The organism is Streptococcus sp. CF8_St5-11, from assembly GCF_024295625.1.
Classification (GTDB): domain Bacteria; phylum Bacillota; class Bacilli; order Lactobacillales; family Streptococcaceae; genus Streptococcus.
Genome location: NZ_JANCOJ010000006.1, coordinates 21702 through 47557 on the forward strand (window position 1 = coordinate 21702; position 25856 = coordinate 47557).

Annotated in this window: 24 protein-coding genes and 1 riboswitch; of the genes, 5 read left to right on the forward strand and 19 right to left on the reverse strand. The window is 40.5% G+C overall.

From position 1 onward, the window contains the following. Positions 1–3 precede the first annotated feature (3 nt). The 6 genes from dltB to NMM13_RS09350 form a co-directional block, all read right to left on the reverse strand. Positions 4–1257: a D-alanyl-lipoteichoic acid biosynthesis protein DltB gene (gene dltB / locus NMM13_RS09325; protein ID WP_049471788.1), complete on the reverse strand. Its 1254-nt coding sequence runs from the start codon at positions 1255–1257 to the stop codon at positions 4–6. Further along, a complete protein-coding gene (dltA, locus tag NMM13_RS09330) occupies positions 1254–2804 on the reverse strand; it encodes a D-alanine--poly(phosphoribitol) ligase subunit DltA (RefSeq protein ID WP_049471787.1) in 1551 nt (516 codons plus the stop codon). The genes dltB and dltA overlap by 4 nt, the downstream gene beginning before the upstream one ends. Before the next feature lie 18 nt (positions 2805–2822). After that, positions 2823–2951 carry a teichoic acid D-Ala incorporation-associated protein DltX gene (locus NMM13_RS09335; RefSeq protein WP_251457995.1) on the reverse strand — a complete coding sequence of 43 codons (129 nt, stop codon included), beginning with the start codon at positions 2949–2951 and terminating at the stop codon, positions 2823–2825. A 169-nt stretch (positions 2952–3120) separates the two neighbouring features. Then, the gene (locus tag NMM13_RS09340) at positions 3121–4380 is read right to left on the reverse strand and encodes a S41 family peptidase (RefSeq protein WP_254728684.1); all 1260 of its coding nucleotides are present in this window, start codon (positions 4378–4380) and stop codon (positions 3121–3123) included. Between the two features lie 92 nt (positions 4381–4472). Then, positions 4473–5156, reverse strand: coding sequence for a DUF4956 domain-containing protein (locus tag NMM13_RS09345; protein ID WP_045760045.1), 684 nt, complete (start codon positions 5154–5156; stop codon positions 4473–4475). Continuing rightward, complete coding sequence (locus tag NMM13_RS09350; RefSeq protein ID WP_254728686.1) at positions 5149–5928, reverse strand: polyphosphate polymerase domain-containing protein; 780 nt, start codon at positions 5926–5928, stop codon at positions 5149–5151. Before NMM13_RS09350 ends, NMM13_RS09345 begins: the two co-directional genes overlap by 8 nt. Positions 5929–6142: 214 nt before the next feature. Between NMM13_RS09350 and NMM13_RS09355 the strand changes: the two genes are divergently transcribed. Both NMM13_RS09355 and NMM13_RS09360 read left to right on the forward strand, forming a co-directional pair. Then, positions 6143–7390: a carbohydrate-binding domain-containing protein gene (locus NMM13_RS09355; RefSeq protein WP_254728688.1), complete on the forward strand. Its 1248-nt coding sequence runs from the start codon at positions 6143–6145 to the stop codon at positions 7388–7390. A gap of 92 nt (positions 7391–7482) precedes the next feature. Beyond that, complete coding sequence (locus NMM13_RS09360; protein WP_254728690.1) at positions 7483–8145, forward strand: DUF4947 domain-containing protein; 663 nt, start codon at positions 7483–7485, stop codon at positions 8143–8145. Between the two features lie 88 nt (positions 8146–8233). Here the strand turns inward: NMM13_RS09360 and NMM13_RS09365 are convergent, their stop codons facing one another. Further along, positions 8234–11029: a YhgE/Pip domain-containing protein gene (locus NMM13_RS09365; RefSeq protein WP_254728692.1), complete on the reverse strand. Its 2796-nt coding sequence runs from the start codon at positions 11027–11029 to the stop codon at positions 8234–8236. Positions 11030–11163: 134 nt separating this feature from the next. Between NMM13_RS09365 and NMM13_RS09370 the strand changes: the two genes are divergently transcribed. Further along, positions 11164–11697 (forward strand): TetR/AcrR family transcriptional regulator, encoded by a 534-nt coding sequence (locus tag NMM13_RS09370; protein ID WP_003001962.1) that lies wholly within the window; start codon positions 11164–11166, stop codon positions 11695–11697. A 151-nt stretch (positions 11698–11848) separates the two neighbouring features. Here NMM13_RS09370 and rpsD read toward each other — a convergent pair whose 3' ends face one another. The 12 genes from rpsD to NMM13_RS09430 form a co-directional block, all read right to left on the reverse strand. Then, a complete protein-coding gene (rpsD, locus tag NMM13_RS09375) occupies positions 11849–12460 on the reverse strand; it encodes a 30S ribosomal protein S4 (RefSeq protein ID WP_003002210.1) in 612 nt (203 codons plus the stop codon). Between the two features lie 205 nt (positions 12461–12665). Further along, the gene (locus NMM13_RS09380; protein WP_254728694.1) at positions 12666–13397 is read right to left on the reverse strand and encodes an ABC transporter ATP-binding protein; all 732 of its coding nucleotides are present in this window, start codon (positions 13395–13397) and stop codon (positions 12666–12668) included. Beyond that, positions 13390–14385 (reverse strand): ABC transporter substrate-binding protein, encoded by a 996-nt coding sequence (locus tag NMM13_RS09385; protein WP_049506426.1) that lies wholly within the window; start codon positions 14383–14385, stop codon positions 13390–13392. The genes NMM13_RS09380 and NMM13_RS09385 overlap by 8 nt, the downstream gene beginning before the upstream one ends. Positions 14386–14442: 57 nt before the next feature. Beyond that, entirely contained in the window at positions 14443–15201 is a 759-nt protein-coding gene (locus tag NMM13_RS09390; protein ID WP_021154138.1) for an ABC transporter permease, read from the reverse strand. A 74-nt stretch (positions 15202–15275) separates the two neighbouring features. After that, positions 15276–15377, reverse strand: a riboswitch (TPP riboswitch). 34 nt (positions 15378–15411) lie between these two features. Continuing rightward, entirely contained in the window at positions 15412–15684 is a 273-nt protein-coding gene (locus NMM13_RS09395; protein WP_003009183.1) for a Veg family protein, read from the reverse strand. A 1-nt stretch (position 15685) separates the two neighbouring features. After that, positions 15686–17044 carry a replicative DNA helicase gene (gene dnaB / locus NMM13_RS09400; protein ID WP_014714093.1) on the reverse strand — a complete coding sequence of 453 codons (1359 nt, stop codon included), beginning with the start codon at positions 17042–17044 and terminating at the stop codon, positions 15686–15688. Positions 17045–17069: 25 nt separating this feature from the next. Then, positions 17070–17522, reverse strand: coding sequence for a 50S ribosomal protein L9 (gene rplI / locus NMM13_RS09405; protein ID WP_003002156.1), 453 nt, complete (start codon positions 17520–17522; stop codon positions 17070–17072). Further along, the gene (locus tag NMM13_RS09410; protein ID WP_254728696.1) at positions 17519–19498 is read right to left on the reverse strand and encodes a DHH family phosphoesterase; all 1980 of its coding nucleotides are present in this window, start codon (positions 19496–19498) and stop codon (positions 17519–17521) included. Before NMM13_RS09410 ends, rplI begins: the two co-directional genes overlap by 4 nt. Positions 19499–19693: 195 nt before the next feature. Further along, entirely contained in the window at positions 19694–21604 is a 1911-nt protein-coding gene (gene mnmG, locus NMM13_RS09415) for a tRNA uridine-5-carboxymethylaminomethyl(34) synthesis enzyme MnmG (RefSeq protein WP_061455868.1), read from the reverse strand. Positions 21605–21612: 8 nt separating this feature from the next. Continuing rightward, positions 21613–22068, reverse strand: coding sequence for an NUDIX hydrolase (locus tag NMM13_RS09420; protein ID WP_021154145.1), 456 nt, complete (start codon positions 22066–22068; stop codon positions 21613–21615). A gap of 137 nt (positions 22069–22205) precedes the next feature. After that, the gene (mnmA, locus tag NMM13_RS09425; RefSeq protein ID WP_023919979.1) at positions 22206–23327 is read right to left on the reverse strand and encodes a tRNA 2-thiouridine(34) synthase MnmA; all 1122 of its coding nucleotides are present in this window, start codon (positions 23325–23327) and stop codon (positions 22206–22208) included. 204 nt (positions 23328–23531) lie between these two features. Further along, positions 23532–24074: a LysM peptidoglycan-binding domain-containing protein gene (locus tag NMM13_RS09430; RefSeq protein WP_254728698.1), complete on the reverse strand. Its 543-nt coding sequence runs from the start codon at positions 24072–24074 to the stop codon at positions 23532–23534. Positions 24075–24302: 228 nt separating this feature from the next. Here NMM13_RS09430 and sdaAB point away from each other — a divergent pair, with 228 nt between their 5' ends. Then, positions 24303–24974, forward strand: a complete 672-nt coding sequence (gene sdaAB / locus NMM13_RS09435) for an L-serine ammonia-lyase, iron-sulfur-dependent subunit beta (RefSeq protein WP_003002135.1) — start codon at positions 24303–24305, stop codon at positions 24972–24974. Between the two features lie 9 nt (positions 24975–24983). Continuing rightward, positions 24984–25856 carry an L-serine ammonia-lyase, iron-sulfur-dependent, subunit alpha gene (gene sdaAA / locus NMM13_RS09440; RefSeq protein ID WP_045760056.1) on the forward strand — a complete coding sequence of 291 codons (873 nt, stop codon included), beginning with the start codon at positions 24984–24986 and terminating at the stop codon, positions 25854–25856.

The following is a 25856-nucleotide window of genomic DNA, read 5'->3' on the forward strand; positions in this document are numbered from 1 at the left end:
CTTTTATTTCACTTTTGGGAACCATTGCTGATCCAAGAATCCTGAGAAGATCAGGAAGGACAGCATCACTGTATTAAAGGTGATAAAGATCCCCAAAGCCTTGGTCCAACGATTGTCCGGTATCGGATCCAATCCTTTTGCTTTTCTTTCTTTATTGATGGTCTTTTTCTTGCGAATCCAAGCATCATTGATAACCATTCCAAGCCCATGGAAGAGCCCATAAGCGATATAGTACCAGGTCACTCCATGCCAGAAGCCCATGACCAACATATTAATAATGTAGGCAACATTTGAGGTGGTAATCCGGCTCTTGAACACTTTATTGCGCATCAGCACCATTACGAGACGCATAAAGACAAAATCACGGAACCAGAAAGATAAACTCATATGCCAGCGATTCCAGAATTCCTTTAAATCACGTGATTTAAAAGGACGGTCAAAGTTGATGGGACTTTTAATCCCCATCAAATTGGAAGCTGCTAAAGCAAACATGGAATACCCTGCAAAGTCAAAGAAAAGGTCAAAGCCATAAACATACATGACTCCCAGCGTTCCGATGTTGAAGAATCCACCTTGAGACAAAGCATAGGTCTGCACATGACCTAACAATAAGTGGCCAAAAATATGAGCTAGGATAAATTTATAAAGGAAGCCATACATAATGTACTTAACAGCTTGCTCCAACATATCCAATAATTCTTCGCGCTCAGGAATGGCTTTATAATCCTCATTAAAACGCTTGAAACGATCAATCGGCCCACTTGAGAAGGTCGGCATAAAGAGCATAAAACGTAAGAATTCCCAAAGTGTGAATTCTTTCAAGACACCATCTCGCATTTCGATGATCATTCCGACAGCCCGGAAGGTCAAATAAGAAATCCCTAAAAATCCAAACAAGGATTGGTGTCCATTCTTGATCGCTGGCTCTACCTTAACAAAGATCAAGGGCAAGACAGACAAGAAGGAATGAAGATAGAAAATCCACTTATTGTCCGCTTTCTGACGATAAAATTTGTAGGAATACACAATCAAGATTTGCCAGACTACGTAAAAGAGTAAGGCATAAATTTGCTTGAGATTCGAACCTGTCAGCATCAAAATGATAAAGATCAGACTCACAAGTCCTTCATATACCGGAAACCGCTTTTTGAAAAAGAGACCCACAAAGATCGGCAAAAAAGCTAGAATGAGGTAGATAAAATAGATCGGTGTTCCATAGTGTTCTAAATGAGGGAGCTGTTTCAAAAACTCGATCATCGGTTGTTAACCTCGCTAATCAACCCTTTGATGTCGATTTTCCCGTTTGGTGTTAATGGCAGGCTGTCACGGTAAAGGAATTTTGAAGGCATCATATAAGACATCATGATGTTTTCTAAATCTTCCTTAATGGCTTTCGTGATATCAATTTCGCGCTCAAATTGTTCTTTGACGCCCTCTTTTAAGATGACATAGGCCAAGAGATTTTGCACCTTGTGATCTTTATTATAACGCGGTACTGCGACTGCTGAGTCAATATACTTCGATTTATTCAAGTTTTGAGAGACATCCTCTAGCTCGATACGATAACCGTTAAACTTGATTTGGAAGTCCATTCGACCACCATAGAGAAGGAGTCCTTCATCCGTCATGGTTCCGACATCTCCCGTATGGTAGGCTGGCAGACCTTCAAATTCGAAGAAGGCTTCTGCTGTTTTCTCTGGATTATTCATATAACCTTTTGAAACGGCTGGTCCAGACACGATGATTTCCCCTTGCTCACCATTTGGCAATTTGTTGCCTGCCTCATCAATGATGAAGGTTGGAGAATCTTCTTTGGTATAACCAATTGGCAGACGTTTCAAAGTAGCTAACATCTCATCTGTTACGGCTACAGCCGAAAGAGCTACAGTTGCTTCTGTTGGGCCGTAGGCATTGATGATGCGTGCATTTGGGAAACGCTCGCGCAATTTCTGAGCAGTCTTGACTGTCAACTCTTCCCCATCAAAGTAGAAATGGGTGATCCCTGGCATTTTTTCAGCATTGAAATCTTCAGACAACATGGCCATATCTGCAAAAGATGGTGTTGAAGTCCAGATAGCAATCGGAAGAGAAAAGATGGTCGCAAAGAGTTGTTTGAAGTCTTGAGTAATGGCTGATGGAAGAGCAAAAAGCGTTCCTCCAAGAGCCAAGGTCGGTGCCCAGTACATGACAGACAAGTCAAAGGAATAGGGCGGTTGCGCCAACATTTGCGGACGCTCTGGCGTTGCAAATTCCTTGTCCGTAATCATCCAGTTGGTAAAGCTGAGCAAGTTATCGTGCGAAATTTGCACCCCTTTTGGTTTCCCAGTTGTCCCTGAGGTAAAGATGATGTAGTAGTTATCATCCCCTTTGACCGGATGTTTCAAGTCATAGGCATGCTGAGCCGCATAAGCTTCACGCACTTGCTCCAAGGACATGATTGGAGCAGCTGGGTTTTCCAATGGAAATTCATTGATGGCAATAATCAAGCTTGGCTCTGCTACTTCAACAATGGCAGACACGCGCTCCAAGGCAGAGTGGCTATCAATTGGGATATAGGCATGGCCAGATTTTGTCAAGGCCACAAAGGTTGCTAACATTTCATATTCTTGTCCACCAAAGACAACAACAGGTGACTTTTCAGGAAGTCCCATTTGATCAATGTGGGCAGCCAAGCTATCTGAATCAGCCTTCAATTGGCCATAGGTATGCTCCTCACCAAGGACATTGTAGACCGGATAGTCTGGTTGTAGTTGCGCATAACGTTCAATTGTCTCGATCATATCGTGAATAGGTTGGTTTGACACGGGTAGGAGTCTCCTTTTCTAAAATTCGTTGTAGATAAAGCCACCCTGACCTTGACCAAGGTAACTAAAGAAATAAAGTAGGGCTAGGAAAATGGCAAAATACAAGACCGTCTGCCCGATAAATTTATAAAGTGTTTGATGTTTCATAAGCTTCACTCTTCATTTTGATTATTACTCTCTATTTTACCATTTTTTATACCAAGTAAGCAATTTTAAACATAGTGAGAATCCCCTGGAAAACGTTATCATTTCAGACATTTATCCCTTCTAACCAAAGAAATTTTCTTTAATCAGTTTTTCTGATTGAAATCCTGTTTTATTTTACATTCCCCCGATGAATTAACTCCAGACACTTGTCCAGATCCACATCTCTTTCAAAATGGTCAGGACTCCAAGGAATCTCTATATCCGGTTCAACACCTTGATCCGTCATTCCTTTGCCTTGATCCAGGCTTAGACAGCGAGAAGTAGGAAACATCAATCGATAATCACCATAATCAACGGTACAACAATTGGAATAGTCTAAAATTCCGAGAGTTGGTCTACCTACCACCGTTACCTTCTTAAATTGCTTCATCATCTGGACAAAATTATCTCCAGAAGAAGCGCAGTAGATGTCTGATAAGACAAAGATCCGTTCGGGATAGTGGCCTCCTCTAACCTCTGGGAAGAATTCCTCGCTTTCTTGCTGATACGGTACATAGCCTTTCCCCCGATGGCGGAGCAAATCCCCTTTCATCTCTTCAAGCAGCTTAACTGTTTCAGGACTAATTTCTTTCTGTTGCATCCAGTCCTCAAAGTCTTTCAAGCGCAGGTCAACATTGCGCTCTGTGTAGAGAATTTCCATGCCATCATCATCCCAGTCAAGCGAATCATAGCCCTGATCCTTCTCTAAGCCTAGATGTAATAGAGGGAAATATAAAGAATCCGTCCCTCCACTGTTGCGTCGGACATCAATGATAAGAAACTTGACTTCCGTCATCGTCGGTAAACACTCTTGGTATAAACGACCCAAAGATCCTTCATCCATAAAGTTATCCAGACGAAGATAAAGAATCCCATCGTCTAATCGTTTCCAAAAAATCTGATCCTGGATCGGTTCTCGATTGGGTACTACTTTAATGGTCTTTTCTATCCCTTCTCGAAGCAGGGTGACACTCGTTGACTGAGAGACCAAATCTGCCCATTCTCTATAATGTCTTTCTGGGGTCTTGCTGATAAAATAGGCTTTATGAAGAGAAGCTATCTGATCCAAGTCACTTCCATCCAGAGCTAGGATCTGATCTCCTACTTGAAGACCCGTATCTTCATTAGCTTCCTCAACATACAGTTTCTGTCCATTTATTCTCAAAAGGAACCCTTTTTGACTGGCCTTTTTATCTCGAAAGGAAACATGCCCGATCACCCCAAAACTAGCTAGGTAAGCCTTAACTTGATAGAGAAAGGCATCATCCGACATATCATCTGTCATTTTTTCTCGAAAGCGATCGGGGTCGCATCCTTTTCGATCCTTGATGGTAGATGAATCATGGCTCATAATCGAGATGATATCTTCAAAAATAGCAGTCTTTTTCATAAAGGATTCCTTCAATTTTTTAGAAATAGTATACCACTTTTTCTTAAAAAGTTCTTAAAATCCTAAAAAACTATCCTAAAGTAGGATAGTAGTTATAAATTCTTTCTTTTCTTGGCTTTCTTTGTCAGAGCGACATCACAATTTTCAATCTTGCTAATCAATAGATTGGCAAGGGCAAAATCATCGATGTTCGATTCCATATTTACCTCATAGTTCAAGGTCAGTTGTTCTCCAGCTTGGGCCGTTGTGACAGAAATAAAGTCAATTTCTGAACAACTTTGATCCAACAACTGGCTGATTTGTTCTGCAACAGAATCTTGTTTTGAGACAGTTATGGTCAAATGACGGCGCCGTTGATGGTCTGCCTTACTCTGTTTGTTCTCTAATACCAGCCACACTCCTAGTAAAGAAAGGGTTGATAAAATGGCCAATAAAAGATAGCCCGAACCTGCCGCTAGTCCTATAATCATGGCAAGAAAAATCGCAATCAACTCTCTAGAACCACTCGTAGCTGACCGGAAACGGATCAAACTAAAGGTCCCTGCCACTGCAATCGAGGTTCCCAAACTTCCATTGACCAAAAAGATCACTAAGGTCATCATACAAGGAAGCAAGGTCAAACTAATGACAAACTCTCGAGTGTAAAGTGTCCGGTATTTATAGGTCCAAGATAGGGCCAGCCCTAGAAAGAGGCTGACCAAAAGGGCCAGCAGTAAGCGCAAGGGATCCACTGTTGCTGTAGCATTATTAAAAATAGAATCAAATAGATTAGACATAGGCAGCACCTACCGTTTCTTGAACTGGTCTTGGGGCATAATCCAAGCCTTGTGATTTATGATAAGCACAGCTATATTTTGAAAATTTCTGTTTCACCAAACCATACTTCTCTAAAATATCCTTTAACCATTGAGGTTCTTGCCCAGGAGCCTTAATTTCCATGATCACGAAGTCATCCTCTAGTAGAGGTTCTCCTTTCTTCCCATCAAAAAGGCTAACAGCCTGGTCTCGAAAGACTAAGTTTTGATCGATTGTCACGCGAATCTTCTGATAAGGATAACCCTGAATGGATTTCTTTTCTTTGAGAGACAGACGATCATAGTAAATGAACATCCGTGGTTCCAATCGATGACCATAACGTTTGCGCAATCTCTGAATCTCTTGCACTAAGTCTGGATCTTGTATCTGATGATCTACTTTCCCATCTGTCATCAAGTTGATAATGGCTTGCGAAGTGGCGACTAGACGGAATTTATGGCCAATTCCTTCTTCATCTTTTGACTTCACCTCTAGAAATACTGGACTGTCTGCTTGAGGTTTTTCTATATATGTCCGCATCCGAATTTTTTCACGGCGGTGTTGTTTGGCAAGAGCATCTTGAATGACATCAAAATTTTCCGTATCAAAATAAATGTTTGAAATGGTTGAAGTTGGGTAATCATCTTCTACGACGTATTCTTTTAAGTCTTTGATCAAGTCCTTCACGTCATCTTTTGCGACGATATATTTTGTTTCGATTCGTTTGAAACTTATCTCAATTGTTTTTTTCATGTTTCTTCTCCTTTAAGGGGGATCTATTGTTTCTAACCTTCAGTAAGTATGAATACGACTTACGTGCTTTCTAGTTTAATAGGACTTTCTTAACTGGTCATTAAGCCAAACTTAAAGAAAACTAAAGTTAAGGTTCCTTTCAGAAAAACTTTAGGAAACTTTCAGCTAGCAACTTTAGACTAGGAGCATATCAATTGAACGAGAGGAAAAGCTCATGAAATCAAACAAATGGAAATTTTTATTAACGGGGGCCGCAACCCTCACCTTACTGACAGCTTGCACCCAGGCGTCATCACAATCAGCTACAAAAAGCAATACTGCACAAACAACCGCTACTTCTACTTCAAAAAATAAAACAAACAGTTCCAACTATTTTACAGATAAGGACAAGGACAGCTCTTATGATGAAAGCAAAGCCTCTACTGTAAAACTATCTGGTTCGTCTGCAAATGTATCAGGTGATGGCGTAGCCGTTTCTGGATCAACTGTGACCATCTCAAAGGCCGGAACCTATGTCATCTCTGGTGAATCCGATGGGGTTCAAATCAAGGTCGAAGCAGGTGACTCAGATGATGTTCATATCGTCTTGAAAGGCGTTACCATGACCAACACCAACGCGCCAATTTCTGCTACGAAAGCAGGGCATGTCTACCTCACTTTAGCAGATGGCACGACCAATACCTTGTCTGATTCAAGTTCAAACAATGATGAAGATGCCGATGCGGTGATCTTCTCTAAAGGCGACCTCACCATCAATGGTTCAGGTACACTCAACATTGACGCCAAGAAGAACAACGGTATCAAAGCCAATGACACTCTCCACATCACAGGTGGAACCTATAAGATCACGGCTGTAGGAGATGCCTTCAACGTCAATGACGAACTCAATATCACTGGTACGACCATGACCATCGATGCAGATGAAGATGCAGTCAAGGTAGATAATGATGAAGATACTTCGGTCGGAACCATGTACCTTTCAGATAACAAAATGACCATCACAGCAGGAGACGATGGCATCCATGCTTCTGGTGATCTGATCATCGATAGCGGAACCTATCAGGTAACCGAGTCTGTCGAAGGTCTCGAAGGAAAATCGATCACCATTAACGGTGGAGATATCACCATCTATGCAACCGATGACGGGGTCAATGCGGCTAATGCTAATGCCAACCAAGATGAAATTTTCTTCACCATGAATGGTGGAACTCTCAACGTTGAAGTTGGCCAAGGGGATACCGATCCAATCGACTCAAACGGTAATGTCACTGTGACTGGAGGAACCATCAATTTAACAGGGCAATCCGGCTTTGACTTTGATGGTACTGCTACCTATACCGGTGGAGATATCTATATCAATGGTGAAAAACAAACAGAAATTGTCAATTCCATGCCTGGAGGCGGTGGTGCTCCCGGCGGTGGCGGACCTCAAGGTGGTGGACCTGGAGGCGGACATCCATAACAACAAATAAAGGCAGGATTTCTTCCTGACCTTTTTTTGTTCCTCTTTTTATGATAGAATAGAAAATCAATCAACTTGTTGAAAGGAATATGATGAAAAAACAGACACTACCTCTTTTGTTCACACTCTTGCTGTCTCTTCTTTTTCTATCAGCCTGTGTGCCGGACCTTAAGATCAATTTTAAACAAGTGCCTACTACTACCAGCTCAAAAAAGAAAACCACTAAAAAAAGTAGCTCGAGTCGTTCAACTAGCTCAACTAGCACAGGTAATTCCTCTAGCTCTCCCTCAACTACTACGGAGACCACTTCTGACATCATCACAACCGAAGGGCTCCCTAGAAATGCCCAAGAAGCACCCAAGGATAAAATTTATGCAACAGGGAACTTAAAAATAGCCTACTCTAGAAATGACGACAATATTTTTGTACAAACGCCGGATTATGAAGGGTATACCACTGCTCTTGTCCAAAAAATCCTTGGAAATCCAGAAAAACAAATAACAGACCCTGCTTATATTAGCGAATCTTTTCAAAATATTGAACTAGAAAATATTAAAAATCTCTACCGTAAGGGGAAAATTACAGAAGAACAAGCTCATGCCTTTTTATTGGGAGCTGTTGATCTGAAACAAGCTTCTAAATTCGGAGTAGATTACACCATTTACACCTATAAAAACAACACCATCCAACTGGTCTTTGAAAACGACCAACTCCTCTATATTACGCCAAATCCTGATGTTGTCTTCTTTAAATAATGAATATTCTCGCTTAAACAAGCGAGAATTTTTGTTTCACATGAAACAAAAAACTCTCAACTCCAAATGAGTTGAGAGTTCTTGACGATTAGTCCTCTTCATATTTTTTTGGATTGTAAAACCACATCCCTAGTCCCGCAAATAGAGCAATGGTCATCAAAAGAAAGACCACTTGATTTCCAATTTCTCCTGTCATCGAAATCGTTTGACGAAGACCAGAGACGGTATAGCTCATTGGCAAGAATGGATGAATGGCTTGGAAAAATCCATTTGTCAAAGCAAGAGGATAAGTTCCTGCACTAGAAGCCAATTGCAAGAGCAAGAGGATCAACGAGAGGAAAGCACCGACCTTTCTTTGCCATGTTGTTAAAGCGGTCACGATAGACATGAAGGCTAGACTACCGATCACACAAAGGAAGAGGGTAGCCATCTCATGATTGGCAGATAAACCAATCAAGTGAACAGCACCATAGACCAAGATTCCTGCAACCACCGCAATGGTTCCATTGACCTCAAAGCGAGATTTAAACCATGCCCAACGACTTTCAGGATGACGACCGGATGGCAATTTTGCAAAGATCATATTGGTTGACAAGGCACAAACAAAGAGTGCTACAGAGATCATATAAGGAGCCATTCCGACCCCATTTACAGGGACATTATCTTGATCTGTTTTAGAAGTCGTAACAGGATTGGCTAAGGTTTTTGCGTTTTCTTTTTCAGTTGTAGCCACATTCAATTGTCCCTTAGCATCGTTTAATCCTTGACTCAAGGTTTGGCTTCCTGTTGCTAATTCACCTAAACCGTTTGTCAATGTTTGGCCACCCGTTGCTAATTTGCTGGATCCTTCTGAGATTTGATTTGCACCGTCGGCTAGTTTATCAGCTCCGGTAACTAGTTGACCTGATTTTTCTGTCAACTGATTGACACCAGTGACAAGTTTATTGACACCACCTGCCAACTCTGGAGTCTTGCTGTTCAATTGTCCTACACCGTCAGCTAATTTTCCAGCACCAGCAACCAATTCACCCGACTTACCTGTTAATTGGGTCGCTCCTGAAGCCAGTTGATTCATGCCTGATGTCAAGGCAGGCATCTTCCCATTTAACTCACCTAGACCAGAAGCCAATTGATTGCTTCCTGCAAGTAATTCTGATGATTTACTATCTAGTTGACCAACACCTGCTGCTAACTGACTAGCCCCATTTGTTAAAGTACTGCTATTCGTCTGAAGTTGGGTTGCTCCATTAGCGATTTTATCGACACCAGCTGTATAAGCGCTGATCCCTTGACTGATGGTTTGACTAGCTGGCAACAATTGTCCACTAACTGCGGATTGGATCTTAGACAAGCCACTTGACAAGTCTGTCAAGGTAGAAGAAGCTGTCGGTAAAACTTGATTGGCTGCCGTTTGCAGTTGTGTCAAGCTATTTCCTGTATTCAAACTACCTTGGATCGTTTGAATCGTTGTCAAGATCCCTTGAGCCGCCGTTTCACTCGAGCTTGGGCTCGATGAGATTGCCGCATTGATTTCCGCTTGTTGGTCAGCTGTCATTGCTTGATAGGCTGCTGTCCCTTGCACACTTGCAAGGGCATTTGCACGATCCGCTTGGGCTGAAGCAAGGATTGATTGAGCTGAATTCGCAATACTCGTCAATCCAGACGAAAGTTGACTGGTATCTACCGTAGCATTTTGAATCGCTGCATTTAATTGGTTTAAACCTGCTGCCAATTGATCAATCTGAGCGGATTGACTTGTAGAAGCTTGTAGCTGGCTTGATAATGTTTGAATACCTGATTCTAATTGTGAAACCCCATTTCGAAGAGTAGCGGATTGACTACTTAATTGACCCGCTCCCTCTGATAATGTAGCGACTCCATTTGTATAGGTCACTAAACCATTTGAAAAGTTAGATAGACCCGAATTCAATTGACGCACACCATTGGTATAATTCCCAAGACCATCATTGAGGGTCCCCATACCACTAGTTAACTGACCAACTCCTGAGGCCAACTGAGGGGTTTGACTCGCCATTTGATTGAGACCATTTCCTAATCGATCCACTCCGGTAGCGTAAGCCATCAAGCCTGTATTAAAAGTACCAAACCCATTATTTAATTGATTGACGCCAGATACCAAGTTTGGAAGTTGACCAGCCATTTGATTGAGACCATTTCCTAATTGACCAACACCATCTGTATAGGCTGCTAGACCTGTACGAAGAGTAGTCGCACCATCTGAAAATGCTAAGCTTGAACGAGCCAATGTATTCAAATTAGTAGACAGTGTTTGACCACCATCTTCCAATTTACTTGCACCATCTGCTAATTTAGCACTTCCATCTGCCGCTGTCCCCATACCAGTTTTAAGCGATCCCATTTTAGAAAATAAAGCTGTTGTATACGTATTGGTCACTTTTTCAGCCACTGACTGCTTCATTTTTGTCATCGCAGTGTCGCTCATTTTCCCTGCGATAAAACTATGACCACTGGATGTTTGGTAATCAATGGTCATCTGTTCCGGATGATTGGTTAAGATGGAGCTAGCTTTTTTTGAAAGATCCTCAGGCAGGGTTACAATCATATAATAATCTCCATTTTTGAGACCATCTTTCGCAGTTTTCTCATCTACAAAATGAAAATCAAGTGAGTCATTGTCCTTCAAATTGGACACCATGTCTTTTCCAATTTCCATTTTTTGTCCATTATATGTAGCAGATTGATCCTTATTGACAACCGCTACAGGAAGATCCGAAACTTGGCCATATGGATCCCACATGGAAGATAGAAAAATAATATTATATAGAGCTGGAATCAAAGCAACTCCAATCATGACAATGATAAATGTTGGCTTTTTAAGAATAGCCTTCCATTCTTTCATCATATTTTTTGTCTCCTTTTTATACACATTGTCTAAATTTCTGATATAATAGATTATACAGTTTCTAGAAATTTTCACAAGTAGGAAATCTTTATTTTTAGACACCGTGTATAATTTTGTACAAAAAGGATTAATAGATGACTGAGAGCAATAAACGATTAAAAACAAAACGAAATATCGAGGAGGCGATGGTTCGACTACTCGAAAAGGAATCATTCGACCAAATCACGACGGTTGAGTTAGCACAAGAATCCGGCATTAGTCGCTCTAGCTTTTATACCCACTATCGAGACAAGTATGACATGATCGAGCGCTACCAACAAGCACTCTTTCACAAGCTTGAATATATCTTTGATAAACACCAAGATGACAAGCGCCAAGCGATTACAGAAGTGTTCGAATTTCTAACCAAGGAGCCACTCTTCGCGGTTCTTCTGACAGAGAATGGAACCAAGGAGATACAGACCTTCTTACGACATAAATTACAGATTCTTCTGGTTGATAGTTTGCAAGAGCGCTATAGTCATAAATCATTAACAGATATTGAAAGAGTCTACAGTTCTGTCTATCTGACCAATGCCTTCTTCGGAGTCTGTCAGATGTGGGTTTCGCGCGGAAAAAAAGAAAGCCCTCAACAAATGGCTGAATTTTTAATGAAAATGTTACGGTAACAGTCTCTCCTGATCGATCTAGATCAGGAGTTTTTTTATTAGCAGGTTTAGGTTTTAAGAAAACAAAAAGGGGAGCAAAGCCAGAAATCAACCCTTTAAGACAAAACAAAAAGCCCACTGTGGTAGGCTTTCTGCAAAGTATATCTTAAAATTAAAGCATTTTGTTGTAGAATTCAACGACAAGTGCTTCGTTGATTTCTGGGTTGATTTCATCGCGTTCTGGAAGGCGAGTCAATGAACCTTCAAGTTTGTCAGCATCGAATGATACGAATGCTGGACGTCCAACTGTAGCTTCAACAGCTTCAAGGATAGCTGGAACTTTAGCTGATTTTTCGCGAACTGAGATCACTTGACCTGGAGTTACACGGTATGAAGGGATATCAACGCGTTTTCCGTCAACAAGGATGTGACCGTGGTTAACGAATTGACGAGCTTGACGACGAGTAGTCGCAAGTCCAAGACGGTAAACAACGTTATCCAAACGACGTTCCAAAAGAAGCATGAAGTTGAAACCGACAGTTCCTTCTTTAACTTTAGTAGCTTGTACGAACAAGTTACGGAATTGTTTTTCACCAAGTCCGTAAGAGAAACGAAGTTTTTGTTTTTCAGCTAATTGCAAACCGTATTCTGACAATTTTGAACGGTTGTTTGGTCCATGTTGACCTGGTACGTAGTTACGACGTGCCAATTCTTTACCTGTACCTGTAAGTGACAAGCCAAGACGGCGAGATTGTTTCCAAGATGGTCCTGTATAACGTGACATTTGAAATGTCCTCCTATAAAAATAATTTTTGTAGGAAATAACGTTTTAGACAAACCTGATTCGTTCAGAAAGCCTTCGCCCAAACAGCAAAGGTTACTTTTCTAGCTGACTTCCTGTTGACGAGCTTCATTTTGTCCTGCTGTCATTTCGCACAAATTCTATTCTATCACGGAATAGAAACTTTGTAAAGTCCTTCAAAACAATTTCAATGAAATTCAGCTAACAATTCTATGATTCGTTTTTTATATTGCAATTGTTGCCAGTCCCTATCCGTTGCTGGATCCCATTTTAAAGGAAGATCTGCAATAATTTCACCGGGATTATGATTTAAGATATAGATCCGGTCACTCAATGTCAAAGCTTCTTCGATACTATGAGTGATCACTAGAGTGGTGAGACCAAGACGTTCCTTACTGTCTAGATACCAGTGATAAAGATCCTGCCTTGTCAATTCATCTAAGGCACTAAAAGCTTCATCTAATAGGAAGACAGAATGACCCAGAAGATAGGTTCTCAATAGCGCCACCCGTTGCCGCATCCCCCCACTCAGGGCATTGGGATAAAGGTTGGCAATACTTCCCAATTTAAATTCATCTAACAATTTTAGAGCTGTAGATGTTGCCTCTTCCTTAGGAATCTTTTTTAATTGAAGGGGAAGAATAATATTTCCCAATACTGTCTTATGTTCTAACAAAAGATCCTTTTGTAGCATATAGCTGACTTTTCCAAAGGAGATCGGGGCATCATCTACTTCTATAGCGCCCTTTTGTAAGGGAAGGATCCCAGCAATTAAATTAAACAAGGTTGATTTCCCTACCCCACTTGGACCTAGAATAGAGACGATTTCTCCTTTTTGCACTTCTAGTGATACATTGTTTAAAACTGCTTTATCTCCAAAAGAGAAACTTACATCTTTTACGGTTAAAATATCAGTCACCTACCAATTCATTTGTAAAACCTTTGTCTTCTAAGTCATTTGAAACCAATCCTTGCTCTTTTGCCCAAGCATAAAAAGCATTCCAACGCTTGGAGTCAAACTGCCCCCATTTATCCTTGTCTGAAGCATATTGACTGGAAAGATATTTTTGAGAAGCTAGTACAAAATCACGCTGGTTAGCCAAAGCAGGGGCCTGTTTAATCAAGATATCTGCTGCTTCTTCTGGATGCTCTATAGCATATTGGTAGCCTTTTTTCACCGCTTGAATGAATTTCTTTGCTTCCTCTTTATGAGACTTCAAATAGTCATTGTTAGCAATAATAACAGGCGAATAGTAGTCAAATGCAGGAACAAAATCTTTCATATAGAAGAAATTGGTCTTCATTCCCTTTTGCTCAGCCAAAATTCCATCCCAACCGTGATAAATCCAAGCAGCATCAAAGACCTTATTTTCAATCGGAGTAATGGAATTTGAATCACTATTTGGAACCAATTTTACTTGATTAAAATCAGCCCCCTCTTTTTTCATCATCGATTTGATCATTTCCAACTCAATCGGATCATTCCAGGTACCATACTTCTTACCAACCAAATCTTTTGGACTTGTGATCGCTGCATCTTTTCTTGAAATAATCCCTGACGTATTGTGTTCGACGATAGCTGCAACAGCGGTAATCCCCGCACCTTTATCCAATTTCTTGGCCATAGAATCTTGGAAATAAATACCAAATGGAGCTTTCCCATTAATAATCAAATCAGAACTACTGTCTTCCGGCGGAAGTTTTATATCTACATCCAGTCCTGCATCTTTAAAATACCCTTTTTCCTTTGCTACATAGAGACCCGTATGATTGGTATTCGGGGTCCAATCTAGAATAAAATCAATCTTTTTCAAACCACTTGACGATTGCTTGACAGAATTTTGACAAGCACTCAAGAAAACAAATCCCAATATTATTGAGAAAAATAAACCTATTGACTTTTTCATTAGCTATACCTCTTTTACATTTTTGTCAATTTAATTTTTACACCATTTACAAGTTTGTCAATCCTTTTTCCATTTTAGAATGGTTCGTTCTAATTGGTCAACGAGAAACATACCGAGTAAACTAATAGCAGAAATCAATACAATGATCGCAAACATCGTATCATACTGAAATAACTTCTTCGATTGGATCATATAGACCCCCAATCCATCAAAACCTCCTAACCATTCTGAAACTACCGTACTGATAAAAGCATAGGAAACGCTCACACGTAAACCTGCAAAAAAATAAGGAAGCGCTGCAGGAATTTTATAATGAGCTAAGGTCTGAAAGCGATTGGCTTGCATAATCTGAAACAATCTCAGAATATCTTGATCGCAATGCCGAAAACCATCTAACAGACTGACTACGATGGGAAATACCACCGTAATAATGATCAAAACCAGTTTTGGAAGCATACCATAACCAAACCAAAGAACCAGGATAGGGGCCAAGGCAATCGTCGGAATGGTTTGAATAACAACCATAAAAGGATAGACCAGATCATTCACCCATTGAAAACTATCCATGAGAATCGCAAATCCAGCAGCAAGAAGAACCCCTATAACAAGTCCGATCAAGGCCACTTGAAGGGTAGATAAACTGTGATGAATCAGGAGAGCTCGATCTCGTACAAAGGCATTCCCAATTTCAAGTGGCGTTGGTAATACAAATTTGGGGAGGATATTTAAAAATCCTGCTAACTGCCATAAGACAAGAAGACTGCTAAAACCTGCAAATCCTATCAATTGTTTTGAATATCTTTTTACAAGAGACATCGTAACCTCCTTTCTCACAAATAAAAAACGCCTCCAAAATAGGAGACGGATTGCACAAGGTCACTCATAACGAAAAATACATTTCATTTGTTTCCTACGCTAGCATTACCCAGATCAGGTGCGGTCGAAGCTTACACTTCCTCTCAGACTGTACACAGACTCCCATATGTATTTATTATAATAACTGATTTAGACGATAAAAGCAAGGAATTAATCCAAATAACGAATTAAATTCTTCTCTGTTAAAATATCTGAATAGGTGTAAGACTCCACGTATGTATTGGCCGGTTCACCTGGTAAGCTATTGTCGTTCGTATACTCGATAATAAATAAAGAAGGATAGACCTCAATCAAGCGTCCAAATTTATTTTTTTGACGTTTCCGTCCATTTTCAAGCGTCATTTCAACCACTTGTCCTTCATGGGCCTTGATCTCTTCTTTAATTTTTTTCATTTTTGCAACATCTGTAAATGCATCACTCATCTTATTGATCCTCTCTCTTTGAAATACTTGAGAATTTATTGTATTCCTTTTGGAATATTAATTCGACTGTCCCACGCGCACCTGAACGGTTTTTCTCAATAATCACTTCAACCGTATTATTAGGCATTCCATCTTCTTCCTCTTCACCAGCTCGATCATAATAATCATCACGGTACAAGAAAGCAACAATATCCGCATCCTGCTCAATCGATCCAGATTCACGAATATCAGAAAGAACAGGACGTTTGTCTTGGCGCTGTTCCACACCACGTGATAGCTGACTCAAAGCAATAACGGGAACTTTTAGTTCCTTAGCCAAAATCTTTAACTGACGAGAAATTTCTGAAACTTCCTGTTGACGGTTTTCTCTTCCAGTCCCTGTAATCAGCTGCAGGTAGTCAATCAGAATAAGACCGAGATTGCCTGTTTCCTGCGCTAATTTTCTTGCTCTCGAACGAATCTCAGTGATCCGAATTCCTGGAGTATCATCGATGTAAATACTCGCATTGGCCAAATTCCCTTGAGCAATGGCATATTTTCGCCACTCTTCATCCGTCAATTGACCTGTACGAATCGAATGGGATTCAATCAAGCCTTCAGCTGCTAACATCCGGTCAACCAAGCTTTCAGCACCCATTTCTAATGAGAAAATAGCTACTGTCTTATCCAACTTTGTCCCGATATTTTGAGCAATATTTAGAGCAAAGGCTGTTTTCCCTACTGCAGGACGAGCCGCTAAAATAATCAACTCTTCCTCATGTAGCCCTGTCGTCATATGGTCCAAATCGCGATAGCCTGTCGCAATACCCGTAATATCAGAGGTTTGAAGCGAGCGGGCTTCTAAGCTACCAAAATTTATATTCAAGATGTCTCGAATATTTTTAAATCCACTACGATTTGCGTTTTCACTAACATCAATCAGAGCTTTTTCAGCACCCGCAATGATTTCATCTGAAGGACTTGCACCATCATAAGCTTGATTAATACTTTCCGTTAATCGAGAGATCAATCGACGTAAGACAGCTTTTTCGGCAACAATCTTCGCGTAATACTCCGCGTTAGCTGAAGTTGGTACCGAATTAATGACTTCTACCAAATAGGAGAGACCGCCAATATTTTGGAGATCCCCCTGACTATCTAAAATATTTCGAACAGTCGTCGCATCAATCGCATCTCCGCGGTCAGCTAGATCGATCATGGCTTTAAAAATCAAACGGTGCGAGTACTTAAAGAAATCGCCCGGCTCGATATATTCACGAACAAAGACCAATTTCCCCTCATCAATAAAGATGGCTCCCAACACTGATTGCTCCGCTTGGATATCCTGAGGTTGTGTTCGTAATTCCTCTATCTCAGCCATAAAAAAACCTTTCTATCGATCGTGTTTACCCTTCGTTTACACGAATATTAATCACACCTGTAACATCTTGATAAATTTTTACAGGGACGTCAATCAAACCTGTTGAACGAATTGGAGAGGAAACTTGGATATGACGTTTATCAATTTTAATGCCAAATTGTTTCTCAAGCTCTTCTGCAATCTTTTTATTGGTAATAGAGCCGAAAGTACGGCCATCTGGCCCAATTTTTTCAGTGAATTGAACAACTGTTGCTTCTTCTTCTAATTTCGCTTTAATCTTTTGCGCTTCCGCTAACAATTCAGCATGCGCTTTTTCTTCTGACTTTTGCTTTCCACGAAGTTCACCGATTGCTTGGGCATTGGCTTCTTTCGCAAGATTTTTCTTGATCAAAAAGTTTTGTGCATAACCAGTAGGCACTTCTTTAATTTCGCCTTTTTTACCTTTACCTTTTACATCCGCTAAGAAAATAACTTTCATTCTACATTCTCCTTTTCAATAGTTACTTCGTTTTCAATCGTCTCAATCAGTTGTTGACGAATACTCATCAAATCTTGACCCTCAATTTGAGAAGCTGCCGAATTGAAATGACCTCCTCCGCCAAGCTGTTCCATGATACGCTGTACATTGACTTTGCTTCGACTTCGTGCAGAAATAGAGACAGTCCCACTTTGATTACAAGCAATGACAAAGGTTGCTTCCACCTCAGACATGGCTAGCATACTATCAGCTGCTTTACTAATAGTTACTGAATCATAGGCTTTAGTCGTATTGGCACAAGCTACGATGATATGTGGCAAAATCTTTTCACCAGTCAAGATCAGTTCGTTCACTTCACGATACTCATCAAACTGAATCGCAGAGATCTCCTGGATGGCTACACTATCACTACCTCTTGAGCGAAGGTAACTCGCCACATCAAAGGTCCGACTTGTAACACGTGCGGAGAAGTTCTTAGTATCCAGCATGATCCCAGCCATCAAGACACTAGCTTGAATCTTCGTCAACCGATTTTTCTTCGACTTCTGGAACTGAATAAGTTCACTAACCAATTCGCTCGCGCTACTTGCTCCACTTTCAATATAGGTGATCAGAACATTTTCAGGGAAATCATCATCCCGACGGTGATGGTCAATGACAATAATCTGTTGAAATTTCTGATAAAATTCTTTAGAAAGGGTCAAAGCTGTCTTAGAATGGTCAACCATAATTAACAAAGAGCGATCCGTCACCATTTGCATGGCTTCCTCTAGGGGAAGGATTTTCGTTACCTGCTCTTCTTCTAGTTTCGCAATTGCTCTTGAAATATCACTAGCCATTGCATGCGGGTCATAGACCACATAAGAGGAAGCCAAAATATTGCTAGAGAAAAACTGCATTCCCACAGACGCTCCTAAAGCGTCCATATCCAAGTTTCTATGCCCAACAATGAAAACTTGATCAACGGATTTAATCTTATCCGAAATAGCTGTCATCATAGCGCGTGTGCGAGTCCGAGTCCGCTTCACAGCCGAAGCTGTTCCCCCACCAAAGAAAATAGGGTTTTTCTGTTCATCATTTTCTTTGACAACCGCTTGATCCCCACCACGAACTTCCGCAAGGTTTAGGTTCAAGAGAGCCACTTTACCAATCTCATCATGCTCCCCGTCACCGTAAGAGAATCCCATACTTAAGGTAATAGGTAGCTCACGATTTTTAGCTTCTTCACGGAATTGATCGATGACTGAAAATTTTGATTCCATCAACTGTTCTAAGACCGTGTAGTCTGTAAACAAATAGAAACGATCCATCCCCACACGTCTGTAAAACATATGGTAATGAGCTGTAAACTCTTCTACAAAGTTGGCAATAAAACTATTGATATTGCTAATATCAGAGTCTGAAATGACATCTTCTAGATCATCATAGTTATCAACAGAAATAATACCGATAACGGGACGAGTTGTCACCAATCCCACAGTTGCTTCATACTCACTTGAAACATCAAAAAAGTAAACAACACTAGACGTCTGATCAAAGTAAACGGAATATTTCTTATCGGCTACAGTGACATAATGACCTTTATCCTCAAACAAAGTATTGAGTAACTTTTTCAATGATTCAACATCAAAGTCCCCATCATCTGTTGAAAAAATCAATTCAGCATAAGGGTTGAACCACTCTACTTCATTTGACTCTTCATTAATTTTAATAACTCCAACAGGCATTTTATCAAGAAGAGATGCTAATCCGCTTTCTGCCTGATGGTTAACATATTGTATTTGTTCTAATTCATCTAACTCTGAAATTTGTAACTGATATTCAAATAAAGCAATCAATACAGCTAAGACTATAAAAATTGCAATGAGAGTTACATAGCCTTTGCCAAAGATTCTTAAAAAAATTGCTAAAATTGCAAATGAGATAAAACCAATTAACACATAATGGATGAACGATAAACGAAATTTTTTCATCATAAACCTCTTCTCGGAATTATACCATAAATAGAGGTAAAAAGCGAGGTTTCTCTCTATATTACAGAGAAGATTGACCCGTAAAAAGCTCTTCCTCCGCTTCACTACTTTGTAAACAATGTTTACAACTGTGTAAATATTAACAACAGATTTCAATCCATAAAATTGAGGCTGAAACATCATCTCAGCCCCATTTTATTAGTGGTTTGCTTTGTTTTTGGAGATACTCCGAGATTTACCTTCCAAGTAAACCATTAAAATAGAGATATCCGCTGGATTGACACCTGAGATACGACTTGCTTGACCAATCGTTTCTGGATTAATTAATTTAAATTTTTGACGCGCTTCGGTTGCGATGGAGTCAATATCATCCCAGTCAATATTCGCAGGAATTCGTTTTTCTTCCATACGCTTCATTTTTTCGACTTGGTCCATTGCTTTTGAAATATAGCCTTCATATTTAATTTCAGTTTCAATCAATTCAATGATTTTATCATCCAGTTCTTCAGCTGCAGGACCGATAAATTCTACCACATCTTGGTAAGAGACTTCTGGTCGTCGCAAGAATTCTTTAGCAGTGACAGCATCTGTCAATGGTTTAAAGCCCATTGCAGCAACCTTTTCATTGGTTTCCTTTACAGGCTTTAACTTAATGCTATCTAAACGCTTCATCTCGTTTTCAAACTGATACTTCTTGGTTTCGAAACGTTGCCAACGTTCATCATCTACCAATCCAATTGCTCGTCCCATTTCTGTCAAGCGCATATCGGCATTATCATGACGCAAAATCAGACGGTATTCTGCACGGCTTGTTAACAAACGATACGGTTCGATCGTTCCCTTTGTTACCAAATCATCGATCATGACCCCAATATAACCATCACTGCGTTTCAAAATGAGTTCCGGTTTTCCTTGGATTTTTAGAGCTGCATTGATCCCTGCAATAATCCCTTGACCAGCAGCCTCCTCATAGCCAGACGTTCCATTGGTTTGGCCAGCTGTAAAGAGACCTGAAATTTTCTTGGTTTCCAAAGTTGCGCGCAATTGATGAGGCAAGACCATATCATACTCAATTGCATAACCCGTACGCATCATTTCAGCCTTCTCAAGTCCCTTAATAGAATGGACGAGATCCCGCTGAACATCCTCTGGTAAACTTGTTGACAGCCCTTGAACATAGACTTCTTCTGTGTTTCGTCCCTCTGGTTCTAAGAATAGTTGATGACGTTCTTTGTCAGCAAAACGGACAATTTTATCCTCAATGGACGGACAATAGCGAGGACCTACTCCCTTTACAACCCCTGTAAACATAGGTGCCCGGTGTAAATTATTCTGGATAATTTCATGGCTATGCCCATTCGTGTAAGTCAACCAACAAGGAACTTGATCCTTTACATAATCTTCATCACGCGATGTATAAGAAAAATGATTTGGAGCTTCATCTCCGGGTTGAATTTCCGTTTCGTCATAATTAATTGACGACGCCTTTACACGAGGTGGTGTCCCTGTTTTGAAACGTCCAATTTCTAATCCTAGCTGTTTGAGATTATCGGCCAAATTGATAGAAGCTAGACTATGATTAGGTCCTGATGAATACTTGAGATCTCCAATGATAATTTCTCCGCGTAAAGCTGTCCCAGTAGTGACAATAACAGCCTTCGCCCCATACTCTTGGTGAGTCGCTGTACGAACACCTACAACCTTGCCATTTTCCACCAAAATCTCATCAATCATGGTCTGACGAAGGGTAAGGTTTTCTTGGTTTTCAACTGTTTTCCGCATTTCTTTTGAGTAAAGTTCTTTATCTGCTTGAGCCCGAAGTGCACGAACCGCAGGACCTTTACCAGTATTGAGCATTTTCATTTGGATGTAGGTCTTGTCGATATTTTTCGCCATTTCTCCACCGAGGGCATCGACTTCACGCACGACAATCCCCTTAGCAGAACCACCGATAGAGGGATTACAAGGCATAAAAGCCAGCATTTCAATGTTAATAGTCGCAAGTAAGACCTTACAACCCATACGGCTAGCAGCTAGAGAGGCTTCTACTCCCGCATGCCCCGCACCGATTACAATGATATCGTATTCTTCAATAAAATTATAAGTCATTTTTTCTCCTATTTTTCAAGATGGATGTGTCGTAATTTTCCGTCCCATTCTGGTAGGGCCGATTTTAAAAAGGCTGGTTTCAGGTCAACAGTATGTAAATCATCTAAAGCAATCCAACGGCAAGGTAATTGCTTTGTATCTTCCTGCATGACCAAAGGTGCATCTTCTAGCAAGTCCACCAAATAATGAAATTCAATGTTATGGTAGTGGATTCCAGCTTGTTCAAAGTGATTTTCAACCACGAAAGCTAACGGCCCTGCTGTAGATGTGACACCAAGTTCCTCTTTGACTTCCCGAACTACAGCATCTTCTGTAGTTTCATTGACTTGAATAGCACCTCCGATTGTATAACAGCCGTCCTCATCTTCTATGACGAACAAGCGATTATCTTTTACAATCAAAGCAGTCGCTCTCACGCCAAAAACAGTAGAACCTATTTTCGTCCGAAAATCCTGTTGCCTCATTTTACTTCCTTTCGAAATCACACAAAAATAGTCAAAACTCTGAGAAGTGCAGGACAAAAAAGCCTGCAACATCCATGAGCTTTGACCATCATTTCTATTGCTTTTATTATTGTAGCAAATTGAGAAAATTTGTCAATTTAAATATACTGACAAACTTTTCCATCCCGATAAGCATTGTCAATCAAGCCACCGCCTAGACACTCTTCACCGTCGTAAAAGACAACAGCTTGTCCTGGTGTAATGGCTCGTTGAGGTTCTGCGAAAATCACTTCTGCCTTGTCACCTTTAACGTGTACAGTCACCTTGGAGTCAGGCTGACGATAGCGGAACTTAGCTGTACACTCTAATGTAAACTCTTCTGGCATATCTCGTGTAAAGTGAACTTGACTAGCCTGTAAACTTGTTGACATCAATGCTTCATGATAGAAGCCTTGACCGACATAAAGAATATTTTGACTGAGGTCTTTCCCAACTACAAACCATGGAGCATTGTCTCCACCTTGTTGGCCACCAATTCCAAGTCCACCCCGTTGACCGATTGTGTAATACATCAAACCAGCATGTTCACCCATATCTCGTCCATCGATGGTCATCATTCGACCTGGTTGGGCAGGAAGGTAGTTCCCTAGAAATTCTTTGAAATTCTTTTCTCCGATAAAGCAAATCCCAGTTGAGTCTTTCTTTTTAGCTGTTGCTAATCCAGCTTCTTCAGCTAGACGACGAACCTCTGGCTTTTCCAAATGTCCCAATGGGAACATGGTTTTTTGAAGTTGTTCTTGTGACAGCTGGCTTAAGAAATAAGTTTGGTCCTTCCCGTTGTCAACGCCGCGTAACATATGAACAATGCCATCTTCATCACGCGCTACACGCGCATAGTGCCCTGTCGCTACATAATCTGCACCGAGTGTCATAGCATAATCTAAAAAGGCCTTAAATTTGATTTCCTTATTACACATGACATCCGGATTTGGTGTTCGACCAGCTCGGTATTCGGCAAGGAAATATTCAAAGACACGATCCCAGTATTCTTTCTCAAAGTTGACAGAATAGTAAGGAATGCCAATTTGGTCTGCAACCGCTGCTACATCTTTGTAATCTTCTGTAGCTGTACAGACGCCATTTTCGTCTGTGTCGTCCCAGTTTTTCATGAAGATGCCGATGACATCGTAACCCTGTTGCTTTAATAATAAAGCTGTTACAGATGAATCCACACCACCACTCATACCAACAACAACACGTGTTTTCGAGTTATCACTCATAGATTTCTCCCATCTTTTCGTTTCTCACGATTGAAGGTCGTGGTTTGCTTCAACGATTGAAGGTCGTTTTGAGCAGTTACCATTTTAACACGCTTTATAGTAGAAAACAAGCATCTTACTATTCTTTTTGTTGATCAGGATCGATGGGTTTACAAGTCTGTAAATTTAAAAAGAGTCCTATTCAAGAACTCTTTTTAAACGAATTTAATACCAGCCATTTGCCAACCAGAAATTTTTAGCTGCTGACCATGATCCATAACGGTTGATAACATATTGATTGGCCACTTTTTCTTGGTTTGCAGGTGATAAATCACCATTCAAATAAGTGATAGTCAATTGGTAACGACCATAATATTGGCCATTTTGTGCTGTATAACTACCACTTGACTCTTTTTGGGCAATCCATTCCTTAGCAGCTGCATCTTCCGCACTCAAGTCATCTGAAGCAGAGACAGTAGTTGTTGCTTGTGTAGTATCCGTTTTACTAGCAGGAGCTTGCTCCGTGGTTTTCTGCGTTGTATTTGCATCTTCAATCTCAAGAACTTGACCAACTGAGATGAGATTCACGTTACTAATCTTATTTTTCTTAGCAATTGCATCAACCGTTGTGTTCTTCTCTTTAGCAATAGCTGATAAAGTATCACCTGATTTTACAGTATAAGAATCTGCATTCGCTACAATTGGAAGGAAAAGTCCTGCAAGTAAACTAAGTCCAATAATTCGTTTCATCATTTGTTTTTTATTCATTATTATGTACTCCTTTATTGGTATACCTCTATACTACACAAGAAATATTTCATATTTATTGAAATAATGTGTCAAATATTTCAGTCAGATGTTAGAAATACTAAAAATCCAGGATAATATAAATGCTTTAAGCCCCCTTTAAGATTTCTCAGATATTTCGGGAAAAATAGGAGAAATCATCAGCCATATCTGATATAATGAAGTAAAGTGATCACAAAGGAGCAGAGCATGAACTCTTTAAAATTCCAATCAGTTTTTGATATTATTGGACCTGTGATGATCGGCCCATCCAGTAGTCACACTGCAGGTGCTGTTCGAATTGGTAAAATTGTTTCTTCTATCTTTGGAGAGGAACCAAAAGAAGTTGAGTTCCAATTATTTAATTCCTTCGCCAAAACCTATCGTGGTCATGGAACAGATTTAGCCTTAGTAGCGGGCATCTTAGGAATGGACACAGATGATCCTAGAATCCCAGATAGTCTAAAAATTGCACATGAACGAGGCATTCGGATTGTTTGGTCTATTCAAAAAGAAAGCAATGCTCCTCACCCAAACACAACGACTATTACTGTTAAAAATGATCATAAAACGATTTCTGTCACTGGAATCTCAATTGGTGGTGGGAACATACAGGTTACTGAGTTAAATGGCTTTGCTATCTCGCTAAATATGAATACTCCAACCATTATCATTGTTCACCAGGACGTCCCCGGAATGATCGCTCATGTGACAGAAGCTCTTTCTCGCTATGATATTAATATTGCACAAATGAATGTAACACGGGAAAAAGCTGGAGAAAAAGCGATTATGATTATAGAAGTTGACTCAAGGAGTTGTGAAGCAGCGATCGAAGATATCCGTAAAATTCCTCATCTTCATAATGTCAACTTTTTCAAATAAGGAGTTCATATGTTTTATTCAATTGTAGACCTCGTAGAACAAGCAAGCACGCAATACCAAGGAAACGTCGCAGAGTTAATGATTGCAACTGAATTTGAACTAACTGGTCGTGAACGAGAAGAAGTCCTACGATTAATGACCCGTAATTTAGAAGTGATGATTGATTCTGTAAAGTTAGGGTTAAATGAAAACCACTCTCGTAGTGGGTTAACTGGTGGGGATGCCGCAAAATTAGATCGCTATATCAAATCAGGAAAAACGTTATCTGACTTGACCGTCCTAACCGCAGCGAAGAATGCTATTGCTGTCAACGAACACAATGCTAAGATGGGACTGGTCTGCGCAACACCCACTGCAGGATCTGCTGGCTGCCTCCCCGCAGTTCTCACTGCAGCTACCCAAAAATTAGGGTTAAACCGTCAGCAACAATTAGATTTTCTACTGACAGCTGGAGCTTTTGGTTTAGTCATCGCAAATAATGCTTCTATTTCAGGTGCAGAAGGTGGTTGTCAAGCAGAAGTTGGTTCTGCTTCAGCTATGAGTGCGGCAGCATTGACACTAGCTGCTGGGGGAACTCCTTATCAAGCGAGTCAGGCAGTCTGTTTTGTCATCAAAAACATGCTTGGTCTCATTTGTGATCCAGTAGCAGGACTCGTGGAAGTTCCATGTGTCAAACGAAACGCAATGGGAGCCAGCTATGCCTTCATTGCTGCTGATATGGCCTTAGCAGGTATTGAATCAAAAATACCTGTTGATGAAGTGATTGACGCCATGTACCAAGTTGGATCTAGTCTTCCGACTGCCTTTAGAGAAACAGCTGAAGGAGGATTGGCAGCAACACCAACCGGACGTAGATTACAAAAAGAGATATTTGGAGAATAG

What these genes read in the sequence shown, in the direction of transcription:
- dltB (WP_049471788.1), bottom strand. Translation starts at nt 1,257, where the DNA reads ATGATCGAGTTTTTGAAACAGCTCCCTCATTTAGAACACTATGGAACA.
- NMM13_RS09335 (WP_251457995.1), bottom strand. Translation starts at nt 2,951, where the DNA reads ATGAAACATCAAACACTTTATAAATTTATCGGGCAGACGGTCTTGTAT.
- NMM13_RS09340 (WP_254728684.1), bottom strand. Translation starts at nt 4,380, where the DNA reads ATGAAAAAGACTGCTATTTTTGAAGATATCATCTCGATTATGAGCCAT.
- NMM13_RS09345 (WP_045760045.1), bottom strand. Translation starts at nt 5,156, where the DNA reads ATGTCTAATCTATTTGATTCTATTTTTAATAATGCTACAGCAACAGTG.
- NMM13_RS09350 (WP_254728686.1), bottom strand. Translation starts at nt 5,928, where the DNA reads ATGAAAAAAACAATTGAGATAAGTTTCAAACGAATCGAAACAAAATAT.
- NMM13_RS09355 (WP_254728688.1), top strand. Translation starts at nt 6,143, where the DNA reads ATGAAATCAAACAAATGGAAATTTTTATTAACGGGGGCCGCAACCCTC.
- NMM13_RS09360 (WP_254728690.1), top strand. Translation starts at nt 7,483, where the DNA reads ATGAAAAAACAGACACTACCTCTTTTGTTCACACTCTTGCTGTCTCTT.
- NMM13_RS09365 (WP_254728692.1), bottom strand. Translation starts at nt 11,029, where the DNA reads ATGATGAAAGAATGGAAGGCTATTCTTAAAAAGCCAACATTTATCATT.
- NMM13_RS09370 (WP_003001962.1), top strand. Translation starts at nt 11,164, where the DNA reads ATGACTGAGAGCAATAAACGATTAAAAACAAAACGAAATATCGAGGAG.
- rpsD (WP_003002210.1), bottom strand. Translation starts at nt 12,460, where the DNA reads ATGTCACGTTATACAGGACCATCTTGGAAACAATCTCGCCGTCTTGGC.
- NMM13_RS09385 (WP_049506426.1), bottom strand. Translation starts at nt 14,385, where the DNA reads ATGAAAAAGTCAATAGGTTTATTTTTCTCAATAATATTGGGATTTGTT.
- NMM13_RS09390 (WP_021154138.1), bottom strand. Translation starts at nt 15,201, where the DNA reads ATGTCTCTTGTAAAAAGATATTCAAAACAATTGATAGGATTTGCAGGT.
- NMM13_RS09395 (WP_003009183.1), bottom strand. Translation starts at nt 15,684, where the DNA reads ATGAGTGATGCATTTACAGATGTTGCAAAAATGAAAAAAATTAAAGAA.
- dnaB (WP_014714093.1), bottom strand. Translation starts at nt 17,044, where the DNA reads ATGGCTGAGATAGAGGAATTACGAACACAACCTCAGGATATCCAAGCG.
- rplI (WP_003002156.1), bottom strand. Translation starts at nt 17,522, where the DNA reads ATGAAAGTTATTTTCTTAGCGGATGTAAAAGGTAAAGGTAAAAAAGGC.
- NMM13_RS09410 (WP_254728696.1), bottom strand. Translation starts at nt 19,498, where the DNA reads ATGATGAAAAAATTTCGTTTATCGTTCATCCATTATGTGTTAATTGGT.
- mnmG (WP_061455868.1), bottom strand. Translation starts at nt 21,604, where the DNA reads ATGACTTATAATTTTATTGAAGAATACGATATCATTGTAATCGGTGCG.
- NMM13_RS09420 (WP_021154145.1), bottom strand. Translation starts at nt 22,068, where the DNA reads ATGAGGCAACAGGATTTTCGGACGAAAATAGGTTCTACTGTTTTTGGC.
- mnmA (WP_023919979.1), bottom strand. Translation starts at nt 23,327, where the DNA reads ATGAGTGATAACTCGAAAACACGTGTTGTTGTTGGTATGAGTGGTGGT.
- NMM13_RS09430 (WP_254728698.1), bottom strand. Translation starts at nt 24,074, where the DNA reads ATGAATAAAAAACAAATGATGAAACGAATTATTGGACTTAGTTTACTT.
- sdaAB (WP_003002135.1), top strand. Translation starts at nt 24,303, where the DNA reads ATGAACTCTTTAAAATTCCAATCAGTTTTTGATATTATTGGACCTGTG.
- sdaAA (WP_045760056.1), top strand. Translation starts at nt 24,984, where the DNA reads ATGTTTTATTCAATTGTAGACCTCGTAGAACAAGCAAGCACGCAATAC.